Origin of the sequence: Pantoea sp. Taur (genome assembly GCF_009830025.1) — a bacterium.
GTDB classification, from domain to species: Bacteria; Pseudomonadota; Gammaproteobacteria; order Enterobacterales; family Enterobacteriaceae; genus Pantoea; species Pantoea communis.
The window spans coordinates 342147-365349 of record NZ_SZZZ01000001.1; the positions used below are offsets into that span (position 1 = coordinate 342147).

A 23203-nucleotide genomic window follows, 5' to 3' on the forward strand; every position below is an offset into this window, starting at 1 on the left:
GGCTGAACCGCGTGTTCAGCCCGTTTTTTTGTGGTGCGGCAGAAATGCGTTGAATGGAAAAACGGCAGGCTCATAGCAGATGAAAAAGATGTTAACCGGGTTACTTTTCATGGTAACCACCACAGCCTTTGGTGCAGACGATTTCACCCTCAGGGATATTCACTTTGACGGCTTGCAACGCGTCGCACCGGGTGCAGCAATGCTGAGTATGCCCGTACGCGTGGGCGATCGCGTCTCGGATGACGATATTCGCAACACCATTCGTGCGCTATTTGCCACTGGCAACTTCGAAGATGTGCAAGTGCTGCGCGATGGCGACGCGCTGCTCATTCGTGTGAAAGAACGTCCGGCCATTGCCAGCATTTCCTTCTCCGGCAACAAGGCGATCAAAGAAGATCAGCTGAAGCAAAATCTCGATGCTACCGGTGTGCGAGTCGGTGAAGCGCTGGATCGCACCACGCTATCAGACATCGAAAAAGGACTGGAAGATTTCTACTACAGCGCGGGTAAATACACTGCCAGCGTCAAAGCTGTGGTCACGCCGTTGCCACGCAATCGTGTCGATCTGAAGTTCGTGTTTACCGAAGGTGTATCCGCGAAGATTCAGCAGATCAATATTGTCGGCAATCATGCCTTCTCATCAGATGAACTCATCTCGCACTTCCAATTGCGTGATGATGTGCCGTGGTGGAATTTTATTGCCGATCAGAAATACCAGAAACAAAAACTGTCCGGCGATTTAGAAACACTGCGTAGCTATTATCTCGATCGCGGTTTTGCACGTTTTAATATTGATTCAACGCAAGTGAGTTTAACACCCGATAAGAAAAGTATTTATCTGACAGTCAATATTCATGAAGGCGATGTTTACCATATTTCCGATGTTATCCTGAACGGCGATATGGCGGGACACTCCGCCGAAATTGAGAAACTGGCCCATATACCGCCAGGGGCTTTATACAGCGGTGCCAAAATTACTGAGAACGAAGGCGCGATCAAAGCGCTGCTCGGTCGCTACGGCTATGCTTTCCCGCAAGTCAGTTCTCAGCCTGAAATTAACGATGCAGACAAAACCGTTAAACTGCATGTGAATGTTGAAGCAGGGCATCGTTTCTACGTGCGTCAGGTGAAGTTCAGCGGCAATGACACCTCGAAGGATTCTGTGTTACGTCGCGAAATGCGCCAGATGGAAGGGTCGTGGTTAGCCAGCGATGCGGTTGATCAAGGTAAGGCCCGTCTCAATCGTACCGGCTATTTCGAAAGCGTCGATGTTGATACCCAGCGTGTGCCTGGCAGCCCTGATCAGGTCGATGTGGTGTATAAGGTGAAAGAGCGTAACACCGGCACTTTCAACGTGGGGCTTGGTTACGGCACCGACAGCGGCGTCAGTTACCAGCTTGGCGTCAGCCAGGATAACTGGATGGGTACCGGTAATACCGTGAGTTTTAGCGGCACCAAAAACAGTTATCAAACCTATGTTGAGATTGCTGCCACCAATCCGTACTTCACCGTGGATGGCGTGAGTCTTGGCGGTAAACTGTTCTACAACGATTACAGCGCCGAAGATAATGACCTGTCTGAATACACGCTGAAGAGTTTTGGTGCCAGCAGTACATTAAGCTTCCCGATCAGCGAAAACAGTAATCTGAGTTCAGGACTGGATTATAGCTACAACCGCGTCAGTAATATGGCACCACAGGTCTCGATGTGGCGCTATCTGGGATCGCAGGGCATCCATCCGAAAGTCATCACCACTAATGAAGATGATGATGACGATTACGCCACCAGCGATGAGAAGTTTGTCGCTAATGACTTCTTCTGGAACATTGGCTGGAACTACAATTCGTTAGATCGCGGCTTCTTCCCAACCTCGGGGGTTTCAGCGGGTTTCAACACCAAAGTGACGATCCCGGGATCGACCAACAGCTATTACAAAAGTACGCTGAGTGCCAACGCATACTTACCGCTTAGCAGTGACCATCGCTGGGTGTTGATGGGCCGCACCAAAGCGGGCTATGCGGATGGGTTCGGTGGCAAAGAAGTGCCGTTCTACGACAACTTCTACGCCGGCGGCTCCAGCTCCGTGCGCGGATTCTCATCCAATACCATCGGTCCAAAAGCGGCTTATTACAGCTGTGCTGGCAGTGAAAGCAGCTACGGTAATTGCGCGGTATCTAAATCAGATGACGCAGTGGGCGGCAACGCCATGGCAGTAGCGAGCGCGGAATTAATTGTTCCAACACCGTTTGTCAGCGATCGCTATGCGGATTCACTGCGTACTTCATTCTTTGTCGATGCCGGTACCGTGTGGGATACCAAATGGGAAAATACCGCGGCAACGCGCGCGGCAGGCATTCCGGATTATGGTGATCCAAGTGAAATCCGTGTTTCCAGCGGTCTGGCGCTGCAATGGCAATCGCCGCTTGGTCCACTGGTGTTCTCCTATGCCTTGCCGATCAAAAAATATGAAGGCGATAAGTCTGAGCAGTTCCAGTTTAATATCGGGAAAACCTGGTAGCGGTTATTTCTCTGTTAAAGAAAGAAGTAAGATTTACGTTATCTTTAAACAGAGAGAACAGAATAAAATAGCCGTTTGCGTAAAATAGTCAGGGTACGGTGCTTAGGGAATGAGTGCCTGCCACCATCGTTGTTATGCATTTTCTATCAATATATTTCGCCACCCATTTGGGTGGCTTTTTTATATTATTTAACCTTCGTTCAGGCGTAATCCGCTTTCTGCATCAAACAGATGAATCTTTTCGGCGTTGAATCCAATACGAATCTGATCACCACTTACTGCAGCATGGCGCCCGGCGATCTGCATGTGCATCGCATGGCCGTGCCATTCGAGATGCAATAACGTGGATTCACCGGTGATTTCGACCACTTTCACCTTAGCTTGTGCGCGAGTTTCGGCTTCCAGCAAATCGTGAGGACGCACACCCAGCGTCACCTTTGCTCCATCACATTCACGTGCCGCCGCTTGCCAGCGCAGAGGTAGCGGTTGCCATAAATCCTGGCACTGCACACCCGGAATGCCATCGCGGGTAATCAATTGCGCCGGTAGCAGGTTCATCGGCGGCGAACCGATAAAACGCGCCACGAAGGTATCTGCCGGACGATCGTAGATCGCCAGCGGGGCACCCTGCTGCACAATGCGACCTTCTTTCATTACCACAATCTGATCGGCCAGGGTCATGGCTTCCACCTGGTCGTGCGTGACATACACCATGGTGGTTTTGAAGCGTTGATGCAGGGATTTGATCTCCGCACGCAACTCCATCCTTAGCTGTGCATCGAGGTTGGACAACGGCTCATCAAACAAGAACACCTGCGGATTGCGCACCATCGCGCGCCCCATCGCCACACGCTGGCGCTGCCCACCGGATAACGCACGCGGATAGCGCCCGAGCAGTTTATCAATGCCGAGAATGCCGGCGATGCGTTCGATTTTGCTCTGCTGCTCTTCGCGCTTCACTTTCTTCACCTGCATATGAAACGCGAGGTTATCTGCCACCGTCAGATGCGGATAAAGCGCATAACTTTGAAACACCATGGCGATATCACGATCGGCGGGATCGCGATCGTTGATTGCCACTTTATCCATCATGATTGCGCCATCCGACAGGCTCTCCAGCCCCGCCAGCAGACGTAATAAGGTGGATTTACCACAGCCGGACGGGCCAACTAGCACGGTAAAACTGCCGTCGGGAATGGTGAGATCGAGCGGATGCAGAACCGATTGTTTGCCGTAGCGCTTGGCCACTTTTACGAGTTCAACACTGGCCATGATTTAGCGCTCCTGTGCGGAAAGTTGCAGTTGATGCCAGTCGGGATAGCGACGTGGCTGGGTACTGATTGCCAGTGACGCCACCGCGATGCCCCATTGCAGCGCGGTGGTGATATTCTGCTGATGCAGCAGTGCGGTGAGAAAACCGGCGTTAAAACTGTCGCCTGCGCCAATGGTATCCACTACCTTGACCGGCTTAGCGGGTTGATTGAAGTGCTGATGTGATTGCCAGCAACCTGCGCCTTGCGCACCGCATTTGACCACGCAACCACCACGCCCGCTGAGTCGTTGTGCGAGTTGGGTGGCGGCCACGTTGAGATCCTCCGCGTCCATCAGACCCAGCGTTTCGACTTCATTGAGCAGTAGCCAGTCACACAGCGGCAACCATGGCGCCATCTGCTGGCGAACCTCTTCGGTCCAACCCTGCGGCGGCCAACCGGTATCCACGGCGGTGGTAAATCCGCGTTGCTGCAACTCACTCAGTAACAGCGGGTATTCGTTGTAAAGATGCAGGCACAGGAAGGTGCCACACAGCAGCACGATATCGCCTTCATTGGCACGCAGCGGCAGTTGATTCAGCACATCTTCGGCGGTGAGCCGCACGATATGGCCAAGATTACTGAGGAAGGATCGCTCGTGATCGGAGTGCGTCACACCCACGGTCAGTGAGGTTTCACAGTGATAGCGCGTCCAGTAGGCGACGCTGTGTGGAAAGTAACTGCCCAGCCAGGCGCTTAAGCCGTCATCGCCCTGATTTGCCACTGCACGATGGCGCACCTGCATTGCTTCCAGTGCTAACGCACAGTTGCCCGCCGATCCGCCCGGTCGCAATTCGCTGTGATTCATCATCACTTCGGTGCCACGCTGCGGCCAGTGGTCGAGGGTGCCCATAATCAAATCGACGTTAATATTGCCGACCACATACAGCGTGGCGGTAGAGTCCATGTTCATCTTCATCCTTTGCTCCCGCCGCTGGCGAGGCCGCTGACCAGTGTTTTCTGCAGCCAGATAGCAATAAACAGCGGTGGCACCGAGGCCAGAATCCCGACTGCTGCGATCAAACCATCATCGGTGGCGCGTCCGGCGGTAAAGCCCGCAATCGTCACTGGCAAGGTTTGTGCCGCAATGTTGCTGGTGAACAATAGCGCATAGAAAAACTCATCCCACGCCAGCAACCAGCCAAACAGCGCCGCTGCACCCAGCACTGGTTTTGCCAGTGGCAGGGTAATGCGCAGCAGCACCTGCCAGACGCGCAAGCCATCCAGCCGCGCCGCTTGCTCAATATCCTGCGGTAAGGCATCGAACTGGTTTTTCAGCATCCACGTCAGAAACGGCAGGATCAGCGAGCAGTAAACGATGATCAAACCGGGGCGCGTGTTCAACAGATCAAACTGTTGCAGCAGGAAGTAGAGCGGCAGCACAAACGCCACTGGCGGCACCATATAAATGGCGAGCGAGGCAAACAGCCAGCCATCGCGACCACGGTAGCGGGAGAAGCTGAACGCCGCCGGAATGGCCAGCAGCAGACAGATAATGGTCGCCCCGGTTGCCACTAACAGGCTGTTACCCAACGCATGCAGGAACAGCGTGCCGGGTTGGCCGGGTTCCAGTGACATCAATCGGCCGTAGCGACTGAAGTCCCACTGGCGCGGCAACCACTCCAGCGGAACCCGCGTGAGATCGCTGGTGGCGCTGACGCTCATCAGAAACAGCCAGCCCATCGGCGCGAGTACGGAAATCGCCACCAGCAGCGCGGCGGCATATTTGGCCGTGCTGCGTAATTTAGCCTTCATACGCGCTCCCTTTGCGGCGCTGACGCCACAATAACAACATGTAAAGCGTGATCAGCACGGCGCACAGCAATGTCATTAACATGGCATAGGCGGCACCGCTGCCCGCGCGCAGATAGCTGAACGACTCCTGATAAACGTAGAAACTTAGGGTCTTGGTGCTATCAACCGGACCACCGCGCGTCATCACGTAGATGATGTCGAAAATCTTGAAGGCATCGATGGTACGCAACACCAGCGCCACGCTCAGCGGGCCAACAATCGCCGGGAAGGTAATCGCACGGAAGCGTCGCCAGGCAGATGCGCCATCCAGACGCGCCGCTTCAAACAGATCGTCAGGAATGGATTGCAGCGCAGCCAATACCAACAGCGTCACCAGCGGATAGTTCTTCCAGACGTCGGCGAACATCACCGCATTGAGCGCCGAATCAGGCGACCCCAGCCAGCTGCGATAACCATCGATAATGCCGAGCTGGGTCAGCAGAGCATTGATACTGCCGTAATCCGGGTTGAAATTGAGGCGCCACATCATGGCGTTGACGATGGTCGGCAGCGCCCACGGCAGAATCACCAGCACGCGCAAAATGTTGCGTCCGGCAAATTTCTGATTCAGTAACAATGCCACCAGCACGCCAATCACACCCTCAAACGCCACCGAGACCACGGTGAAGTAGAGCGTGCGCCACAGCGAAGTTTGGAAATCGGGATCGGTGATGGCGAACAAATAGTTCTCCACACCGACCCAGGCTGGTGCTTCACCGCTGCCAATTAAGGCGGCATCGGTGAAACTCAGCCAGATAGTGCGCAGCAGCGGCCAGGCGGTGAGCAACAGCATCACCAGCAACATGGGTGCTAACAGCACCCATGCCTGCCGTTGTTCGCGTTGACGCAAACTCAGCATGCTAACCCCTTAACGCAAACGCGCCGCACTTTTATCAACCGTCTGCATGGCCGCGTCTGGCGTAGCGCTGCCCACCAGCACTTGCTGCAGTTGCTGCTGCAAGGTGTTAGAGAGACGGGAATAGTCGGCGGTCTCCGGACGCGACAGCATCACATTCAATGATTTGTCAGCCGCCGCGATCAGGCTTTCCTGGTTCTTCAGTACCGCAGGATTCTGATATGAGCTTTTCCAGATGGGCAGGCTCAGGGTTGCGTATTTGTTTTGAACCGGTTGCGAAGTCATGTAGCTGATGTATTGCCACGCCTGGTCACCGTGGGTGCTGCCTTTGGCGATGCCGAGCCCCATCGAACCGTTCACCGCACCAAATTTACCCGGCGCATCGCCTGGTGCCGGAACGATACCCACCTGACCGGCCACTTTGCTCTGCTTCGGATCGTTAGCCATGTTGTACATATAGGTCCAGTTCAGCGCGAATGCGGCGTCGCCGTTGGAGAAGGCTTTGCGCACATCCTCTTCCAGATATTCGCGTGATGCTGGGTTACTCAGCCCTTCATCCAGCGAACTCTTCATCAGCTTGACCGCCTGCAATGAGGCCGGGCTAGAGAAATCGAGCTTGCCGTTGTTATAGAATTTGCCGCCAAAGCCAGATACCAATGTGGTGTAATCACACACCAGCGCTTCCGCCTGCGACCAGCTCCACACCAGTGGATATTTGACGATGTTCTTTTGTTTGATGATGCGTGAGTCATCAATCACCTGTTGCCAGGTTTGCGGCGGGGTGGTGATCCCGGCTTTCTCCAGCATCGCTTTGTTGTAATAGAGGTATTTAGTATCAAGGATCCACGGCATGCCAAGGGTTTTGCCGTTATAGACCACGGTGTTCATTGCGCCGGGGAAGATCTTCTCTTTTTCGTCTGCGGCGATACGGCTGCTGACGTCCTGCAGCAGATCAAATTTGGTGAATTCCGCAGGCCAGATGGCATCAAACAGCACCACGTCATAACCGTTACCGCCTGCGCCACGCGCCGCGACAATTTTGTCGTGCAGCGCTTCGTACGGCACAAACTCCAGATTCACCTGCACATCCGGATGCGCTTTCTGGAACTCCTGCGTCATGGCGCGAATATCATTTTCGCTGTAAGCCGCCTGAGTCATAAACAGCGCATTGAGGGTGGTTGCGGCTGCCGCGCTACCGGCGCTGGCTAACATGACCGCGATGGCACAGCCTTTCAATGTGGTCGAAAACCGGATTTTCATAACATTTTCCGCCTTGATGCAAGAAGAGGGTGTTTAATTAAATCAATTTGATTGATTTAATAACGCGCACAGGTTGTCAGGTTGCTGCAGCTGACATCAATGAGCTAAAGCAAGTGACGTGCCAGGGCATAAATCTCGTTTGCCGCTGCTCACTACTCTGCACAGATTTTTGCGGCTGTCAGGTAAACAGGTTGTAAATTGTGTCGCCGATCATAGATATTGATGCGCTGGCAGTCGCGGGCGTGAGAAGAGGGAAGCAGGATGAAAACATCAGGAACCAATCTGGAGCATGCGCGCGCGCACAATCGCCGTGTGATCATCGAAGCGATCCGCCTGCACGGCGAATTGACGCGGGCTGAGCTGGCGCGACTGACCGCCTTAACCCCGCAAACCGTCTCCAATATCGTGGCTGAACTGGAAGCCGCCGAACTGCTTACCAGCCGCCAACCGCGCAAGCAGGGGCGTGGGCAACCGGCGATTCCGGTGATCCTCAATCCAGCCAGTGCGTTCTCCATCGGCATTCATCTCGACCACCAAACCTTGCTGATAGTGCTGGTGGATCTCACCGGTGAAATTCATTTCCGTCGCCTTATTCTGGTGCAAAAACCTCAGCCCGATGCCACTTTAGCGCGCATTGCGGAGGTGCTGGCGGAGATCAAAACGCAACTCGGTGCTCGCTGGCAGAAAGTCCTGGGGATCGGCGTAGTGATGCCGGGTCCGTTTGGCGTTGAGGGGATTTCCTCGGTGGGTCCCACTACCTTGCACGGCTGGGAGTCGGTCGATATCGAAGCAAGGCTGGCCGAAATGAGCGGCGTGCCGGTCACGCTGGAGAACGATGCCACGGTCGCGGCAATTGGGGAGCGGTTCCACGGTGTAGCGCGCCATCTCAACTCGTTTATCTATCTCTACATCGGCACCGGATTGGGCGCTGGCATCATCATGGATGGCCATGTTTACAGCGGTCATGCGCACAACGCCGGAGAAATCGGGCATGTGGTGGTGGAACCGGGTGGGCGCGAATGCTATTGCGGCAATCACGGCTGTCTGGAACGTTATGTGTCACTGCAGGCCGCCTATGAATTCTGTGGGTTGGATCCGATGACCGCGTTGCCGGACGACCTGCTGGAAGTCGATCCCGCAGTATTTGATCGCTGGATTGATACCGTGCTGACGCCATTGCGTCAGGGCATCAATATGCTGGAGTGCATTTTCGATGCGGAGAGCGTGATCATCGGCGGCATGATGCCTGCGGCGCTGCTGGATAAGATCATTCAGCGCTTACCACCGCTCTATCAGTCGGTGCGCGGGCGTTATCTCACCGGCTCGCGCCTGAAAACCGGCTTAACCGGCAGTGATACTGCTGCGTTGGGGGCGGCGGCGTTGCCGATTTTTGACGAGTTTAATCCGCAGTTTCAGGTGTTGATGAAATAAGGACAACAATGCGCAGGCAAGACCCATTCCTGCCCTTAATTGACTGTGAAACAACGTAAATCCTTACTCGCTAGCCTCAAGGGCATTTTTCCGGCCGTCTGCGCTACGACAGATGATTTGTAGAGTCTTAGCGTGCGAGAAATACGCTCAACTTTTGCCGCTGCTGGCCATGCGCATCCATATTATCGACCGCCAGCCAGGCCGATATCGCATGCTTCACCTGCGGCCATTCACCATCAATTATCGACAGCCAGTCGGTATCGCGATTGCGTTGTTTGCGTGTCATTGCCTGGCGGAAACGCCCTTCATAAGTAAAGCCAAGACGTTCCGCTGCCCGACGTGAGGCGAGGTTAGTGGAATCACAGCGCCAGGCGACCCGGCGATAGCCCAGCTCAAATGCCTGTTTCAGTAACAAGTAGATCGCTTCACTGCCCAGCACGTTACGCTGCATCAGCGGCGACCAGGTGACATGACCGATTTCAATCGCACCGTTTTGAACGTCAATATTGGCGAAGCATACCGCACCAACCGCTTGCTGAGTGCGGTGGTCGATCACCGCGTAACTCACCAATCCGCTGTCCTGGCATTTTCCACTGATCCAATTTTCCATTTCGTTTAATGAAGCGGGTTTTGTCGCGCCCAGCCAGGTCCAGTCCCGATCGTCTGGTGCGCTTGAGAAGGAGGCAAACAAAGCGTGACTGTGCGCAGTATCTAACGGTTCAAGCGTACAAAAGCGGCCGTGAAGCGGAATAGCAGGAGGCGCGGCCAGCGGCTGCCAATCCGGCAGAGCAAAACCCACTGGCTGACCATATTGATTCAGTTGCGTCATCGTCTGTCCTTAACTTGATTGAAGAAAACCGGCCACGGCATGTCGCGTCAGTTGCGATAACATCTGTTGCGCCGGGTCTTCAGGCTGATGCTGTAACAATGCAATGCCCATATGACCAGGCGATGGCAATGGGGCCTTAAGGGAAGATAAATTGCCGGGTAATCCAATGTGGCTGCGCAAGGTTACCCCCAGTCCGGCTTGCACGGCAGCCCATACGCCGCTAAGGCTATGGCTGGTAAACACCACGCGCCATGCAATGTCTGCCTGTTCCAATACTGTGATAGCACGTGTGCGCATCAGACAAGGTGCCTCAAACATGACTAAGGGCAGAGCTTCGCCTCGTTTCAGCACATCCGTAATATCCAGGGTCTCTGCGCCAATCCATGTCAACGCTGTTTGCCCCAGTAGCTGGCTTTGTGCGGGTAAATCATCGCCTTGCCACAGTAAGGCCATATCGAGGCTTTTTTCGGCCATCGCCTGAAGTAGCGGTTGATTTCGGTCCACGCGGGCACTGATGCGCACCCCAGGATGCTGGCGGCTGAAGGGGCCAAGAATGCCGGGCATCAGCGATTCGCCAAAATCCTCTTGCATGCCGATGCGCACATCGCCCTGCAACAGTTCCCCGCGCACAGCGCGCCAGGCTTCATCATTCAATGCGATTAAACGCCGGGCATAACTCAGCAGCATTTCCCCACCCGCCGTCGGCACTAAATGGCGACCGCGCTTAGTGACCAGCGCCATTCCGCACTGCTGCTCCAGTTTTTTCAGCTGTGCACTGACAGCAGAGGTCGACCGGCAAAGCTGCTGAGCCGCCAGCGCGAAGCTGCCACATTCAATACCCAGTACAAAACTGCGCAGGGCATCGCTATCGAGTGATACCGGAAGCTTTACCATCATCATCCTCTAAATCAGGATTGTTGTTCCTGAATAATATGATTTTCAGGATTGTAGCGGTGCAACACAATCACTGCCTACCCCCGCAGGAGAAAACCATGAGTCATTCATTGGATCGAGAGTCGCTAGAACGTGTTGCACCGAAACTAGCAGAACTGACGCAGCAGGTATTATTTGCTGATATCTGGCAGCGTAGCACGCTGACACCACGCGAGCGCAGTTTGCTCACGCTGGCGACGTTAACTGCACTGGGTCGCGATCGGCAATTGCCCTGGCATTTGCACTTTGCGGTGCAAAACGGATTAAGTCAGGAGGAGTTGGTAGAACTTTTCACTCATTTGGCGTTTTACGCCGGTTGGCCAGCTGCGGTGAGTGCGCTCACTGTGCTTGAACAGGAGTCTATCTAATGCCCTTTACCCGGATAACCGTGCGTCACGGCTGGAGCGAAGCCGATTTAAAAGTCTTGTCTGATACACTGCATGAGGTGCTGGTGGCGGAATTTAACGTGCCGCTGCGCGATCGTTTCCAGGTGATTGAAGTATTGCCAGAACAACGCCTGATTTATGATGCACACTACCTGAGTGACGGGCGCAGTGAGCGCTATGTGCTGCTGCATATTGTGGCTGGCAAGACGCGCAATGAAGCGCAGAAGCGCAAGACGTACCAGAGATTAAGTGAACAATGCCATGAACGGTTGCAGCTAAGCCCGGCGGATTTAATGGTCATCATCCAGTATACCAACGCCGAAGACTGGAGCTTTAGCGGCGGTAAAATGTTTGAATTGGGAATGATTCCAAAGGATTAGTGGTGAATATGGCAACACCGCTAAGCGCGTCAACAGTAAGGTGCGCATCTATGCGCACCTACAAAATTAAGGAACCTCGATGCAGCCAAATCTACGCGAAGTCGCAGTCAAAAACGTTGAAATCGGTAGTAACGTTACGATTTACCAGCCTGCGAACGTTTATGGCTGCACCCTGCAAGACGATGTCTTCATCGGTCCGTTTGTCGAAATCCAGGCACATACGGTGATTGGAAGAGGCACAAAAGTGCAGTCGCACACCTTTATCTGTGAATACGTTAGCGTGGGCGAAAACTGCTTTATTGGTCACGGCGTGATGTTCGCCAACGATATGTTCCGGGATGGCAAACCCAATGCCGATCGAGAAAGCTGGGCGCGCATCACGCTGGGTAACAACGTCTCAATCGGCAGTGGCGCGAGTATTTTGGCGGTCAGCATCTGCGATGGCGCGGTCATCGGCGCGGGCAGTGTGGTGACGAAAGACATCACGCAGAAGGGCGTTTACGCCGGAAACCCGGCGCGTTTACTGCGGTTGCTATAGTACAAGGAACAGACTGGTTGTTTCGTTTATTTCGGATGTTGTTTGTTTCGTTTGTTTCGATTAGTATTAGAGCGCTGTAATTCACGAACTAAGAAACTGGAAAACTCATGACAAACTCAATTCTGGACAATGTCAGCCTTCCGGCTCAGAAGGAAATTGAGGCCGCTCTACGTGGACAAAGAGAACTGGCGACTTTTCTCTCCACAAAGCTGGAGACACAAGTCATATCCATTCAGGATGCAAACGACGAAACTCACCAAATCGAGTTGCCAACCTCAGCTTTAACGTTGCTAATGAAGGTGTTGGGAGAACTGGCCGTTGGAAATGCGGTGCAGGTCGTTCCGGTTCATGCTGAATTAACCACACAGGAAGCAGCCAATATCCTCAATGTCTCACGGCCTCATATGGTGAAACTATTGGAAGAGGGGAAGCTGCCATATCATAAAACTGGCCGCCATCGCCGCGTGCTTTTTGCAGACCTGATGCGCTATAAAGCTCAGCGCGAAAGTGAAAGTAATAATGCTATGCAGGAGTTGGCTGACTTAAGCCAAGGACTCGGTCTTTACTAATGACTCACTCGCCTTATCAGGTGCCCGCGTTACACGGGCAGTATTATTGATCTATCTGTTGCGTCTGCTTTAACTCTCCATCACCCAGTGCCCTGCACTGACCTCGCGATAGCGCCGTGTTTCTGGCACAAACCCTAATGCGCGCACCGGGCTTTTCAGCTCGCTAACGTCCATATGGCGCTTGAGATGACGTCGAGCTGGATCTGGAACCGGCACCGATGACAATAACTTGCGCGTGTAGTCATGCTGCGGATTCTCAAAGATCGCAGCGCGCGGGCCGATCTCGACAATCTCGCCCAACAGCATCACCGCCACGCGATGGCTGATGCGTTCCACCACCGCCATATCGTGCGATATAAACAAATACGACAAGCCAAGGCTGCTCTGCAGATCCAACAGCAAATTAATAATCTGCGCTTTGACAGTCACATCCAGCGCAGAGACGGATTCATCGGCAATAATCATTTTGGGGTCGAGCATCAACGCACGGGCAATACAGATGCGCTGGCGCTGACCGCCGGAAAACTCATGTGGATAACGTTTCATCATCGCCGAAGACAAACCCACACGTTCTATCAACTCCGCCGCCTTTTCCCGAGCAGCCTGTTTACTGCCGAGCAGATGTTGCAGATAAGGCTCAGTCAAGGCTTCGAGAATCGACATGCGCGGATTAAGGCTGGCGAACGGATCCTGAAATATCATCTGCATCGCCCGACGTAACTGGCGCAGTTCGCTGGCGGAGAGATTCAGCACGTCATAGCCGTCGAAAGCGATCTCGCCGGCATCGGCTTTCACCAGCCGGGTGAGAGAGCGACCGGTGGTGGATTTTCCACAGCCGGATTCACCGACCAGCGACAAGGTTTCGCCGGGCATCAGATCGAAAGAGATATTCTCCACCGCATGCACCGCACCGGTTTTGCGGCTTAACAGCCCTTCGTGGATGCTGAACCGGGTGCTGAGGTTTTTCACCGACAGCAGCGGCTGTTGCGAAACGGGGCGCTCAGGTAGCAGTGTCACCGCATCACCTTTCAGCGCAAACTTCTGCGGCCCGGTAATGCCACGCATCGCGCCGAGCTTCGGCACGGTAGCGATCAGCGTGCGGGTATAATCCGCGGCTGGCGCCGAGAAAATGTCCGCTGTGGTGCCAGTTTCCATCACATCACCCTGATACATCACTAACGTGCGATCCGAAACTTCCGCCACCACGCCCATATCGTGGGTGATAAACAGTACCGCGGTGCCTTCCTCTTCCTGCAATGTCTTAATCAGGTCGAGAATTTGCCCCTGGATAGTGACATCCAGCGCGGTGGTGGGTTCATCAGCAATCAGCAGTTTTGGCCGCAACGCCAGCGCCATGGCGATCATCACACGCTGGCGCATGCCGCCGGAAAAGTGATGCGGATAATCATCGAAGCGTTTAGCGGCATTAGGAATGCGCACTTTCTCCAGCAGCTTCACCGTCTCTTCCCGCGCCGCCCGCTTACTGATGTTGCGATGGTTGATCAGGACTTCAGCGATCTGGTGACCAATGGTGAAAGAGGGGTTGAGGCTGGTCATCGGCTCCTGAAAAATCATCGCCACGGCGTTGCCACGAATATCGCGCATCGCTTTTTCGCTCAGATTCAGCAGGTCCACGCCGTTCAGCAGCACTTTGCCGGTCACGCGCGCGTGGCGCATATTCAGCAAGCGCATAATCGCCATCGATGTGACGCTTTTGCCCGAACCCGACTCCCCGACAATCGCCAGCGTCTCACCGGCGTTGATGGTCATCGATACGTTCTTCACTACCTCACGCCACTGATCGTCATGGCGAAACGCAACGTTGAGGTTTTCTACCTGCAAGACCGGCTCGCGACTCATTTGGCCGCCACAAAGCGAGCCGAACGGGTGCTGACCGGCAGAAATTCAAAGTCAGTGTCGAAAGGATAGGCAGGCTGCAGTTTACGTTTACGCTCCAGACGTTCGACGTATTGATCCACCACGCCTTCAGACAGCGCCATCAAGTTAGGATTAGCAAGTGGTGCCAGTTCCGGTGACAGATAACCCGATTTCACCACCACAATTTTTGCCTGCGCAGGATGAAGCCCCAGCAATTCAAAATCAGCGATATTGTGATAAGGACGACGACGATCGGCGACCACCACGGTGATTCCGCCGGTTTTCAGCAGCGCTTGTTTCGCTAACGAACGCGCATCGTCACTCACCAGCAGCACTTCAAATTCTGCGGTAACTTTCCCCCCTGCGGGATCGAGCGTGGCACCGATCGTCAGAGTGAGTTTCGCCCCAACGCCTGCCGCAAAAGCAGCATCAGTGGCCGGTTTATCGGTGATTCCGGCGACGATCACATCCTGCGCGCCCTGGCGAATCAACTCTGCCAGCAGATTGGCACGATCGCCCACGCCACCACCGGTCGGGTTATCGCCCGAGTCGGCCAAAATCACCGGTGCAGTTTCACTGGCGATGGCCATTTTCACGCACTCTTCGGTGCTGCCTGTGACGCAGCCGAAGACAAACTCGTCCCGCGCCTGCCAGTATGCCAGCGCCAGTTTTGCTGCCTGTTCGGAAAGCACATCGGCGTCGGTACCGGTCATGATCGCCGCCGCAGTGGCGCGCGGTTCATCGGCCCAGACATAGCCGACCATCAGCGACGCATCCCAAATGTGGTCGATTTCATTGATACCCGGCAAACGCGCATACAAACTTTTTGCCGGTTCATCTTCGGTACTGGTGCGCTCACCGGGCAGCACCACCGGAATCGGTGCCCAAATCACACCGGGTTTCACGCCGGTTTGCAGGCTTTTCACCAACATCGACACGGATCGACGCATGGTCTCTTCCACATCGATGTGCGGAGCCGTGCGATAGGTGGAGAACATGTCGATGGCATCGATGATGCGCTGCGTCACGTTGCCATGCAGATCGTAACTGACGGTGATCGGACAATCCGGGCCGACCAGTTCGCGAGTCGCGGTAATCCAGTCACCTTCGGCATCTTCCATCCCTTCCACATACACCGCGCCGTGCATCGCGAGGTAGACGCCGTCCACCGGCAGCTGTGCTTGCAGACGGGTGAGAAAATCCTGCCTGAAGTCATCATAAGTGACCCGCGCCACCGGACCACCGGCGATGGCGCGCGCATGGAAGGTCGGCAGAAATTCGGCATCGTAATCCTGCAGGAAAGCAAAGTAGGGGTTGGTCAGTAAATCGTTACCGCGCACGATGCGGAAGTCGTCGGCATAGTTCAGCACCGGGTTATAAGTACTGCACTCCGTATGAATGCCACCAAAAGCAATGCGCATACAGCCTCCGCTAGTCAGGTAATTGAATGATGAATCGATATGCTGCCACGCTCGCCGCGGCGCGCGCCCAGCTCTGTTCGCTGATCACGATGCTGGAAATCGGGGTTTTGCCCATGATCGACGGCAACACGTGGCTATCAATGGATTGCATCACCACGGTTTTCAGTAAGCCGTCAAAAGATTGGGGTTGATGTGCAATGACGATCAATTCGGGATCGTTCATCTGAATAATGTTGGCGATCGAGAGGCCCAGCGCGTGACCAGCCTGATGCAGAATGGCGATGGCGGCACTGTTGCCTTTGACGGCCAGCGCTTCCAGTTCTGCGATGGATTGTGTCTCCAGCGCCTTATCGCGCACGCTCTCACGAATGGCGGTGAGCGAGGCGAGGGTGTCGAGGCAGCCGCGTTTACCGCAGCGGCAAGGGCGCCCGCCGGGTTCAATGGTGCAGTGGGCGATTTCACCGGCCCCGCCGTGTGCGCCGCGATGCAGTTGGCCCTGGAAGAAGTGTGCGGAACCGATGCCGTCACCATGGGAAATCAGGGTGAAGTTGCGCGCTTTTTTCGCCACGCCGAAGATCTTCTCGCTGACGGCCAGCGCTTTGGCATCGTTCTCCAGCGAGACATCAAGGCCGGTTTGCTGTTTGAGCATGTCGGCCAGCGGGACATTCTTCCAGCCCAGCAGCGCTGATTGCACGCAAATTGCCTGATTTTCATCGACAAATCCGGAGAGCGTAACGCCCAGGCCAATTAATTGATCGGCTGAAATGCCTTTCTGCGCAATCAAATCGGGAATCGCTGCCGCTAGCGTCGCACTCAGCTGTTGGGGATCAGGATCGAGTGGCATGTGCGTGCTCGCCAGCACCAGGCCGTGCATATCGATCAGCACCAAAACAACCTGCTCACCGACTAGCGAGGCACCGAGGAAATAAGCACTGTCGGCGCGCATTTTTAATAACACCGATGGCCGACCCTGACCGCTGGATTCCGCCAGGCTCTCTTCCAGCAATCCGGCATTCAGCATCTCTTTGACCAGTGGGCTAATCGCGGCTTTGCTCAACTTCATATTTTCCGCAATAGCGGTACGGCTCATGCCGTGCGAGGCAATAAGCAGACGCAAAATTTGCTGCTGGTGGGCATTGAGCATGTTGGTTCTCACTGCATTAGCGATATGACCTGACAATAATGAGGCTGGAAAACAAATTCAACGATATTTAGTTAATTTTCTGAACGCAGATCTAACTATAAGTAAAATATATGAACTTACGTATTGGCTTTTGTTCAGAGAGTGTGCCTTATATAGCGTTGTTAATTCACCTAACATTTCAATGATTCATTGAGGGCCTTCATGCAAAGCACATTCAAGCATTTAAAGGTACTGACGCTGGCCGGTTGTATCATGGCGTCACTGGCAAGCTCGGCGGCAATGGCCAGCCAGCTGGTGATTATGCAAAACGAACCGCCACGCAGCATGGATCCGGGCAACCAGACCGCTACCTTTACCGGCACGGTGCTCGATCCCATGTATGAAGGCCTGACGCGTCTGGGTGATGACGGCAAGATTATCCCTGCGCTGGCGCTCTCCTGGAGTGCGGACAGCAGCGGATTGCACTGGACCTTTAAGCTGCGCCCCAACGTAAAATTCCACGACGGCACGCCGTTCAATGCCGATGCGGTGGTAGAAAACTTCAAGCGTCATTTAGATACCAAACGCGGTCTGGCGGGCAGCGGTAAAGTTCGCACCTTTATTCAGGATGTGAAGAAAACCGATGATTTAACGGTTGAGTTTGAGCTGAAAAAAATCAATCCGGCCTTTTTAACCGTGCTGGCATCGGGACCAGGATTAATGGTCAGCCCTACCGCAGATAAAGCAGGCAGCATCAATAATAAGGCGGACGGCACCGGGCCTTATAAGCTGGAACAATATAAATCTGGCGAATATGTGCTGGAGAAAAAGAACAGTGATTATTGGGGTAAATCAAACGGCCCTGATGAAATTAAATGGACGTGGAGCAGTGAGCCTTCCGTAATGAATATGGCGCTGCAATCCGGCCAGGTCGATATTATTAATCCGGTACCGCCGCAATTCGCCGGAATGTTGAAAAACAATGCTAACGTGAATTTGAAACAGTCGCCTGGCGCGGCCGTGTTCTGGGTGGATCTGAATACGCAAAGTAAAGCGTTGAGCGACGTGCGCGTGCGTCAGGCGCTGAACTTTGCTACCGATCAGCAGGCGCTGGTGAAAGCCATCATGTTTGGTTATGCACAGCCGGCTAACTCCTCGCTGGCACCGGTTGATGCCAACTACGACAAGAGCCTGAAGGATTACCCTTACGACGTGCAGAAAGCCAAAGAACTGCTGAAAGCGGCAGGTTACCCGGATGGCTTCAGCATGTCGATTGCGGTTCAGGCACCGGATGCACGCACCGCTCAGGTGTTGCAGGGGCTGTGGGCCAAAATCGGCGTGAAGTTGAATGTGCGCCAGATGGAAAGCGGCGTCTGGACCAAAGCCGCCTTCGCCGATGCCAAAGAGAAAGCCCAGCAGGGCACTGATGCGGTATTGGCGTCGTGGTCATCCGGTTTGTACGGTTCTGACTTGCAACTGCGCCCGCTGTATCACAGCGCCAGCTTTGCACCGGGTGGCGCGAATCTCGGCTTCTTCAGCGATAAGCAAACCGATGACCTGATCGATACCGCTGCCTCCACGCTTGACGATGCGAAACGCAAAGATCTTTACTTCCAGGCACAGAAACAGATCAGCGGATTGGCTCCACAGGTGCTGCTGTTTTATCAGGATGATCTCTATGCCTCGCGCAAAAACATCAGTGGCGTCACCATGCAGCCTGGCGGACAGATTGTGGTTCGTGACGCAGTGAAGAACTGATTGATGAAAGCGTACGTTGCGAAAAAGGTGCTCTCGCTGCCGCTGATTATTTTCGGCGTGTCGATCATCGTATTTATCGCCATCCGCGCGTTGCCGGGCGATCCGGCACGCCTGATGGCGGGCCCGGAAGCGCCGCAGGAAGCGGTGGATAACATGCGCATCCGGCTGGGTTTGGATCAGCCGCTGCCGCTGCAGTACATCAAATTTGCTACTGAAGCACTGCACGGCAATCTGGGGGAATCGTTGCAGTCACAGCGCCCGGTGATCACCGAAATCAGCGAGCGTTTGCCTTACACCTTATCGCTGGCGGCACTGGCCTATCTGTTGGCGATTGCCATCGGCGTGCCTGCGGGCATGACCGGGGCGATTTATCGCCAGCGTATTCCCGATCAAATCGTGATGGTGCTGACCATTGCGGGCGCATCGATAGCCAACTTCTGGCTCGCGCTGCTGGCGATGAACTACTTTGCGGTGGAACTCGGCTGGCTGCCGCTGTTGGGCGCGGACACATGGAAAAACTACGTGATGCCGACTGTCACGCTGGCGATTTTACCCATGGCGATGATTGCCCGTATGACGCGATCCAGCATGCTGGATGTGCTGAGTCAGGACTATATTCGTACCGCCAAAGCCAAAGGCTTATCGTCGGCGAATATTCACTGGAAACATGCGCTGCGCAACGCCTTGATCCCGATTGTCACCATCGTCGCACTTAACTTCGGCAGCCTGATTGGTGGCGCAGTGGTCACGGAATCGGTGTTTAACTGGCCCGGTATTGGTCGCCTGCTGGTGGATTCGGTCAAATACCGCGACTACCCGGTGATTCAGGGCGTGACGCTGGTGGCGGTTACCGGCGTGGTGCTGATGAACCTGGTGGGTGAAATATTGATTGGCCTGCTCAATCCCAAAATAAGGTTCGACTGATGAACAGCCTCGATACCTCTTTGCTGCCGACACGATCGCGCCGTCGCCAGTTCCTGCGCATGCTACAGAACAATCCGTCGATAGCGATTGGCGGCGGATTGGCACTGCTGGTGGTGCTGGCCGCGGTGTTAGCGCCGCTGTTAACCCATTGGGATCCGATCGAACAGGATCTGCTGAACACCTTGCAGGCTCCCTCTGCTGCGCACTGGTTTGGCACGGACGACTATGGCCGCGACATCTTCGCCCGCGTGATTTATGGCGCGCGTATCACGCTGTTCGAGGTTTGTCTGAGCGTCGCGATTTCGATGGTGATTGGCATTCCGCTTGGCATCATCTCCGGTCTGGCAGGACGCAAAATCGATGCGCTGATTATGTGGGTGATGGATATTATTTTCGCCTTTCCTGGCATCGTACTGGCGATTTTGATCGTCAGCGTGCTGGGCGAGGGACTGGCCAATATGCTGATTGCCATATCGCTATTCTCGATTCCGGTCTATGCGCGCCTCAGTCGTAACCTGACGCTCGGCCTGAAAAACATGGAGTACATCGAAGCCGCACATATGTTGGGCGTCCGCTATCCGCGCATCATCACCCATTACATACTGCGCAATTCAATCGGACCGCTGATTGTGCAATCGACGCTGACGGCGGGCGCAGTGGTGCTGTCGGCGGCCAGCTTGTCGTTTCTGGGGTTAGGCGTGCAACCGCCGATGCCGGAGTGGGGCACCATGATGAGTGATGGGCGCAACTTCCTTGGGCTGAATATTTATGTGTCGCTGTTCCCCGGACTGGCGATTTTGATTACTGTGCTTGGCTTTAATGTGCTGGGCGACGGCCTGCGTGATGTGATGGATAAACGTTTATGAGTACAACACCGGCAGTGATCTGCCTCGATCTGGGCGGTTCGTTCGTTAAGCTGGGTGTGATGGATGCGCAGCAGCAGCTCACTATCCTCGATCAGCAAAAAATCCCGGCAGACAGCTGGCAGAATTTTACCGCGCTGGTGAGCCGTATGATTCAACAGCATCAGCTGCACTTCAGCACGGATTCACCGTTGGCGATCTCCACTGCGGGCATCGTGGCACCCGATAGCGGCGAGATGTTTGCCAGTAATATCCCAGCCTTTCATCAACGCAACCTCAGCCAGGCGCTGGGCGAGTTACTGCAGCGTAAAGTGATCGTGCATAACGATGCCGACTGTTTCACTTTCGCGGAAGCGCAGGCAGGCGTGGGGAATGGGCATAAAGTGGTGTTTGGCGCCATTCTCGGTTCCGGCGTCGGCGGCGGTTTGGTGGCAGATGGGCGCATCATCACCGGACAGAATGGCCTGACGGGTGAATGGGGCCATGGTCCGATTACGCTGACCGAAGTGGACATAGAAGGCGAGACAATACGCTTGCCGCGCCAGCCTTGTCCCTGCGGTCAAAAAGGCTGTCTCGATAGTTACGGCGGCGCGCGCGGGCTGGAGAATCTCCATCGCACTTTACATGACGTTAATGCGAGCAGCCTCGACATTATCGCCGGCTGGCAACAGCAGGAAGTGCAGGCTAATCGCACGGTTCAGGTGTGGTTACAACTGGTAAGTCAGCCGCTGGCTTACACTATCAATATCACCGGTGCATCGCTGGTGGCGGTGGGCGGAGGATTGGCTTCGGTGGCAGCGTTGATGGAAGCATTGAATGAGGAAGTGCAGCGTTATGTGTTGCGCAGCACTCAGCATCCTTTGGTGGTGCCCGGCGCGTTTGCCCATAACGGCGGAATGATCGGCGCGGCGCTGCTGGCGCGGCAGGTTGCTTAACGAAAATGCACACACTGCAGCGGTGCCAGTCAACATACCCTTGCTTTGCGCCGTGTTGGGCGCAAGGCGGCTAATCAACGATTAATTAGCAGCCACATAATTCTCTGCCATCGAATTTTCATTTAAATCAGTTATCATGTTCCGCTAAATCCTTTCAGTCTCAACGATGGTGGCCTTCAATGCCGCCACGATTGTGATTGGATTCTTCACCTGCGTTACTGGAAAACCATGTCATCTGCACAACCTCAACTTAATCAGCTGCCGGAGCAGGCATCGCTGCCGCGCGCCAGTGTGCTGAAAGCGCTGTTTGCGCTCGGCACCGGTGGCTTTGCCATTGGTACCGGCGAATTCGTCATCATGGGCCTGCTGCCCGATGCCGCCACCGGCCTCAATGTTTCTATCCCTACGGCGGGCCACCTGATCAGTATCTACGCGCTGGGCGTGGTGATCGGCGCACCGCTGTTGGCTGTGCTCGGTGCTCGCGCTTCACGTCGTAACTTCCTGATGACGCTGATGGGCCTGTTTGCCGCGGGTAACCTGTTTAGCTCGGTAGCACCGGGTTACTACTCAATGCTGCTGGCGCGTTTCCTCGCCGGTTTTCCGCACGGCACGTTCTTTGGTGTCGCCGCATTGGTCGCTGCTGGATTGGTAGAGCGCAGAAAACGTGCTCAGGCCGTTTCGATGGTGCTATTTGGCCTGACGATCGCCAACCTGCTTGGCGTGCCTGCGGTTACCGCGATTGGACAGGTGTTTGGCTGGCGTGAAGCGTTCGCCATTGTTGGCGTATTAGCGCTGTTGACCATGGTGCTGGTGGGCATGTGGGTGCCGAACGTGGCGGGTGACAAAACCGCCAGTCCGTTGCGTGAACTCTCGGCGCTGACGCGCAAGCAGGTGTTGCTGACGCTGGCGATTGGTGCGATCGGCAGCGGCGGCTTGTTCTCGGTGTTCAGCTACGTGAAACCTACGCTGACCGAACTGGCACAAATGCCAGTGAGTTGGATTCCGCTGGTGCTGGCGCTGTTTGGACTCGGCATGATTATCGGCAACGTGGTGGGGGGGCGTCTGGCGGATCGTGGACTGGAGAAAACCATTCGTATGGTGCTGATCTGGTCGGTGCTGGTGCTGAGTGCCTTTGTGTTCACCGCGCACTATGCGTTTGCCGGTTCACTCAACGTGATGCTGGTCGGTACCATGGTGGCGCTGGCGAGCGTGCTGCAAATCCGTTTAATGGATGTGGCGGGCGATGCGCAAACCATGGCGGCGGCGTTGAATCACTCGGCATTTAACCTGGCGAATGCGCTCGGCGCATGGCTGGGTGGCGTGACCATTTCTGCGGGCCTTGGCTGGCAGTCCACTGGTTGGGTCGGTGCGATTCTGGCGGTGTTGGGCTTGTTGATTCATGGTATCGCGGTGCGCGATGCACGGAGAAAGTCGATTACGTTTGCGCATGAAAGCGCCTAGTTGATTCTTATCGGGCGGCCATCAGGTCGCCCGTTT

The 23203-nt window shown here is 54.9% G+C and carries 21 protein-coding genes; 11 read left to right on the forward strand and 10 right to left on the reverse strand.

Going from position 1 to position 23203, the window contains the following annotated elements; all coding sequences use genetic code 11:
* Nucleotides 1-79 precede the first annotated feature (79 nt).
* Entirely contained in the window at nucleotides 80-2518 is a 2439-nt protein-coding gene (bamA, locus tag FD744_RS01580) for an outer membrane protein assembly factor BamA (protein ID WP_160867030.1), read from the forward strand.
* 189 nt (nucleotides 2519-2707) lie between these two features.
* Here bamA and FD744_RS01585 read toward each other — a convergent pair whose 3' ends face one another.
* From FD744_RS01585 to FD744_RS01605, 5 genes are read right to left on the reverse strand one after another with little or no spacing between them, the layout of a single operon-like run.
* Nucleotides 2708-3790 carry an ABC transporter ATP-binding protein gene (locus tag FD744_RS01585; protein ID WP_160867031.1) on the reverse strand — a complete coding sequence of 361 codons (1083 nt, stop codon included), beginning with the start codon at nucleotides 3788-3790 and terminating at the stop codon, nucleotides 2708-2710.
* A gap of 3 nt (nucleotides 3791-3793) precedes the next feature.
* The gene (locus tag FD744_RS01590; protein WP_160867188.1) at nucleotides 3794-4735 is read right to left on the reverse strand and encodes a carbohydrate kinase family protein; all 942 of its coding nucleotides are present in this window, start codon (nucleotides 4733-4735) and stop codon (nucleotides 3794-3796) included.
* A gap of 8 nt (nucleotides 4736-4743) precedes the next feature.
* Nucleotides 4744-5583 carry a carbohydrate ABC transporter permease gene (locus FD744_RS01595; protein WP_160867032.1) on the reverse strand — a complete coding sequence of 280 codons (840 nt, stop codon included), beginning with the start codon at nucleotides 5581-5583 and terminating at the stop codon, nucleotides 4744-4746.
* The gene (locus tag FD744_RS01600) at nucleotides 5573-6481 is read right to left on the reverse strand and encodes a carbohydrate ABC transporter permease (protein WP_160867033.1); all 909 of its coding nucleotides are present in this window, start codon (nucleotides 6479-6481) and stop codon (nucleotides 5573-5575) included. Before FD744_RS01600 ends, FD744_RS01595 begins: the two co-directional genes overlap by 11 nt.
* A 9-nt stretch (nucleotides 6482-6490) precedes the next feature.
* Entirely contained in the window at nucleotides 6491-7738 is a 1248-nt protein-coding gene (locus FD744_RS01605) for an extracellular solute-binding protein (RefSeq protein WP_160867034.1), read from the reverse strand.
* Nucleotides 7739-7999: 261 nt separating this feature from the next.
* Between FD744_RS01605 and FD744_RS01610 the strand changes: the two genes are divergently transcribed.
* Nucleotides 8000-9169 (forward strand): ROK family transcriptional regulator, encoded by a 1170-nt coding sequence (locus FD744_RS01610; protein ID WP_160867035.1) that lies wholly within the window; start codon nucleotides 8000-8002, stop codon nucleotides 9167-9169.
* Between the two features lie 127 nt (nucleotides 9170-9296).
* Here the strand turns inward: FD744_RS01610 and FD744_RS01615 are convergent, their stop codons facing one another.
* Together FD744_RS01615 and FD744_RS01620 are read right to left on the reverse strand one after the other, a co-directional pair.
* Nucleotides 9297-9998: a GNAT family N-acetyltransferase gene (locus FD744_RS01615; RefSeq protein ID WP_160867036.1), complete on the reverse strand. Its 702-nt coding sequence runs from the start codon at nucleotides 9996-9998 to the stop codon at nucleotides 9297-9299.
* 9 nt (nucleotides 9999-10007) lie between these two features.
* A complete protein-coding gene (locus tag FD744_RS01620) occupies nucleotides 10008-10892 on the reverse strand; it encodes a LysR substrate-binding domain-containing protein (protein WP_160867189.1) in 885 nt (294 codons plus the stop codon).
* Between the two features lie 98 nt (nucleotides 10893-10990).
* Here FD744_RS01620 and FD744_RS01625 point away from each other — a divergent pair, with 98 nt between their 5' ends.
* The 4 genes from FD744_RS01625 (at nucleotide 10991) to FD744_RS01640 (ending at nucleotide 12804) form a co-directional block, all read left to right on the forward strand.
* Nucleotides 10991-11299, forward strand: coding sequence for a carboxymuconolactone decarboxylase family protein (locus FD744_RS01625; RefSeq protein WP_160867037.1), 309 nt, complete (start codon nucleotides 10991-10993; stop codon nucleotides 11297-11299).
* The gene (locus FD744_RS01630) at nucleotides 11299-11697 is read left to right on the forward strand and encodes a tautomerase family protein (protein ID WP_160867038.1); all 399 of its coding nucleotides are present in this window, start codon (nucleotides 11299-11301) and stop codon (nucleotides 11695-11697) included. The genes FD744_RS01625 and FD744_RS01630 overlap by 1 nt, the downstream gene beginning before the upstream one ends.
* A 79-nt stretch (nucleotides 11698-11776) precedes the next feature.
* Nucleotides 11777-12235, forward strand: coding sequence for an acyltransferase (locus tag FD744_RS01635; RefSeq protein WP_097118776.1), 459 nt, complete (start codon nucleotides 11777-11779; stop codon nucleotides 12233-12235).
* A gap of 107 nt (nucleotides 12236-12342) precedes the next feature.
* A complete protein-coding gene (locus FD744_RS01640) occupies nucleotides 12343-12804 on the forward strand; it encodes a helix-turn-helix domain-containing protein (RefSeq protein ID WP_097118777.1) in 462 nt (153 codons plus the stop codon).
* A gap of 69 nt (nucleotides 12805-12873) precedes the next feature.
* On the opposite strand, the gene FD744_RS01645 is transcribed toward FD744_RS01640, so the two are convergent.
* From FD744_RS01645 to FD744_RS01655, 3 genes are read right to left on the reverse strand one after another with little or no spacing between them, the layout of a single operon-like run.
* Nucleotides 12874-14664, reverse strand: coding sequence for an ABC transporter ATP-binding protein (locus tag FD744_RS01645; protein WP_160867039.1), 1791 nt, complete (start codon nucleotides 14662-14664; stop codon nucleotides 12874-12876).
* The gene (locus FD744_RS01650) at nucleotides 14661-16103 is read right to left on the reverse strand and encodes a M81 family metallopeptidase (protein WP_160867040.1); all 1443 of its coding nucleotides are present in this window, start codon (nucleotides 16101-16103) and stop codon (nucleotides 14661-14663) included. The genes FD744_RS01645 and FD744_RS01650 overlap by 4 nt, the downstream gene beginning before the upstream one ends.
* Before the next feature lie 10 nt (nucleotides 16104-16113).
* The gene (locus FD744_RS01655) at nucleotides 16114-17247 is read right to left on the reverse strand and encodes an ROK family transcriptional regulator (RefSeq protein ID WP_160867041.1); all 1134 of its coding nucleotides are present in this window, start codon (nucleotides 17245-17247) and stop codon (nucleotides 16114-16116) included.
* Between the two features lie 201 nt (nucleotides 17248-17448).
* Here FD744_RS01655 and FD744_RS01660 point away from each other — a divergent pair, with 201 nt between their 5' ends.
* The 5 genes from FD744_RS01660 to FD744_RS01680 all read left to right on the forward strand — a co-directional run bounded on the left by FD744_RS01660 (nucleotide 17449) and on the right by FD744_RS01680 (nucleotide 23167).
* Nucleotides 17449-18984, forward strand: coding sequence for an ABC transporter substrate-binding protein (locus FD744_RS01660; protein ID WP_160867042.1), 1536 nt, complete (start codon nucleotides 17449-17451; stop codon nucleotides 18982-18984).
* A 3-nt stretch (nucleotides 18985-18987) separates the two neighbouring features.
* On the forward strand, nucleotides 18988-19908 hold the full coding sequence (locus tag FD744_RS01665) for an ABC transporter permease (RefSeq protein WP_160867043.1): 921 nt from the start codon (nucleotides 18988-18990) through the stop codon (nucleotides 19906-19908).
* Nucleotides 19908-20774, forward strand: a complete 867-nt coding sequence (locus FD744_RS01670) for an ABC transporter permease (protein WP_160867044.1) — start codon at nucleotides 19908-19910, stop codon at nucleotides 20772-20774. Before FD744_RS01665 ends, FD744_RS01670 begins: the two co-directional genes overlap by 1 nt.
* Nucleotides 20771-21706 carry an ROK family protein gene (locus FD744_RS01675; protein ID WP_160867045.1) on the forward strand — a complete coding sequence of 312 codons (936 nt, stop codon included), beginning with the start codon at nucleotides 20771-20773 and terminating at the stop codon, nucleotides 21704-21706. The genes FD744_RS01670 and FD744_RS01675 overlap by 4 nt, the downstream gene beginning before the upstream one ends.
* Nucleotides 21707-21934: 228 nt before the next feature.
* The gene (locus tag FD744_RS01680) at nucleotides 21935-23167 is read left to right on the forward strand and encodes an MFS transporter (protein ID WP_160867046.1); all 1233 of its coding nucleotides are present in this window, start codon (nucleotides 21935-21937) and stop codon (nucleotides 23165-23167) included.
* The last annotated feature ends 36 nt before the right edge of the window (nucleotides 23168-23203 follow it).

Excerpts from the sequence above, each read along its gene's own strand:
- bamA (WP_160867030.1), top strand. The coding sequence starts at position 80 with ATGAAAAAGATGTTAACCGGGTTACTTTTCATGGTAACCACCACAGCC.
- FD744_RS01585 (WP_160867031.1), bottom strand. The coding sequence starts at position 3,790 with ATGGCCAGTGTTGAACTCGTAAAAGTGGCCAAGCGCTACGGCAAACAA.
- FD744_RS01590 (WP_160867188.1), bottom strand. The coding sequence starts at position 4,735 with ATGGACTCTACCGCCACGCTGTATGTGGTCGGCAATATTAACGTCGAT.
- FD744_RS01595 (WP_160867032.1), bottom strand. The coding sequence starts at position 5,583 with ATGAAGGCTAAATTACGCAGCACGGCCAAATATGCCGCCGCGCTGCTG.
- FD744_RS01600 (WP_160867033.1), bottom strand. The coding sequence starts at position 6,481 with ATGCTGAGTTTGCGTCAACGCGAACAACGGCAGGCATGGGTGCTGTTA.
- FD744_RS01605 (WP_160867034.1), bottom strand. The coding sequence starts at position 7,738 with ATGAAAATCCGGTTTTCGACCACATTGAAAGGCTGTGCCATCGCGGTC.
- FD744_RS01610 (WP_160867035.1), top strand. The coding sequence starts at position 8,000 with ATGAAAACATCAGGAACCAATCTGGAGCATGCGCGCGCGCACAATCGC.
- FD744_RS01615 (WP_160867036.1), bottom strand. The coding sequence starts at position 9,998 with ATGACGCAACTGAATCAATATGGTCAGCCAGTGGGTTTTGCTCTGCCG.
- FD744_RS01620 (WP_160867189.1), bottom strand. The coding sequence starts at position 10,892 with ATGGTAAAGCTTCCGGTATCACTCGATAGCGATGCCCTGCGCAGTTTT.
- FD744_RS01625 (WP_160867037.1), top strand. The coding sequence starts at position 10,991 with ATGAGTCATTCATTGGATCGAGAGTCGCTAGAACGTGTTGCACCGAAA.
- FD744_RS01630 (WP_160867038.1), top strand. The coding sequence starts at position 11,299 with ATGCCCTTTACCCGGATAACCGTGCGTCACGGCTGGAGCGAAGCCGAT.
- FD744_RS01635 (WP_097118776.1), top strand. The coding sequence starts at position 11,777 with ATGCAGCCAAATCTACGCGAAGTCGCAGTCAAAAACGTTGAAATCGGT.
- FD744_RS01640 (WP_097118777.1), top strand. The coding sequence starts at position 12,343 with ATGACAAACTCAATTCTGGACAATGTCAGCCTTCCGGCTCAGAAGGAA.
- FD744_RS01645 (WP_160867039.1), bottom strand. The coding sequence starts at position 14,664 with ATGAGTCGCGAGCCGGTCTTGCAGGTAGAAAACCTCAACGTTGCGTTT.
- FD744_RS01650 (WP_160867040.1), bottom strand. The coding sequence starts at position 16,103 with ATGCGCATTGCTTTTGGTGGCATTCATACGGAGTGCAGTACTTATAAC.
- FD744_RS01655 (WP_160867041.1), bottom strand. The coding sequence starts at position 17,247 with ATGCTCAATGCCCACCAGCAGCAAATTTTGCGTCTGCTTATTGCCTCG.
- FD744_RS01660 (WP_160867042.1), top strand. The coding sequence starts at position 17,449 with ATGCAAAGCACATTCAAGCATTTAAAGGTACTGACGCTGGCCGGTTGT.
- FD744_RS01665 (WP_160867043.1), top strand. The coding sequence starts at position 18,988 with ATGAAAGCGTACGTTGCGAAAAAGGTGCTCTCGCTGCCGCTGATTATT.
- FD744_RS01670 (WP_160867044.1), top strand. The coding sequence starts at position 19,908 with ATGAACAGCCTCGATACCTCTTTGCTGCCGACACGATCGCGCCGTCGC.
- FD744_RS01675 (WP_160867045.1), top strand. The coding sequence starts at position 20,771 with ATGAGTACAACACCGGCAGTGATCTGCCTCGATCTGGGCGGTTCGTTC.
- FD744_RS01680 (WP_160867046.1), top strand. The coding sequence starts at position 21,935 with ATGTCATCTGCACAACCTCAACTTAATCAGCTGCCGGAGCAGGCATCG.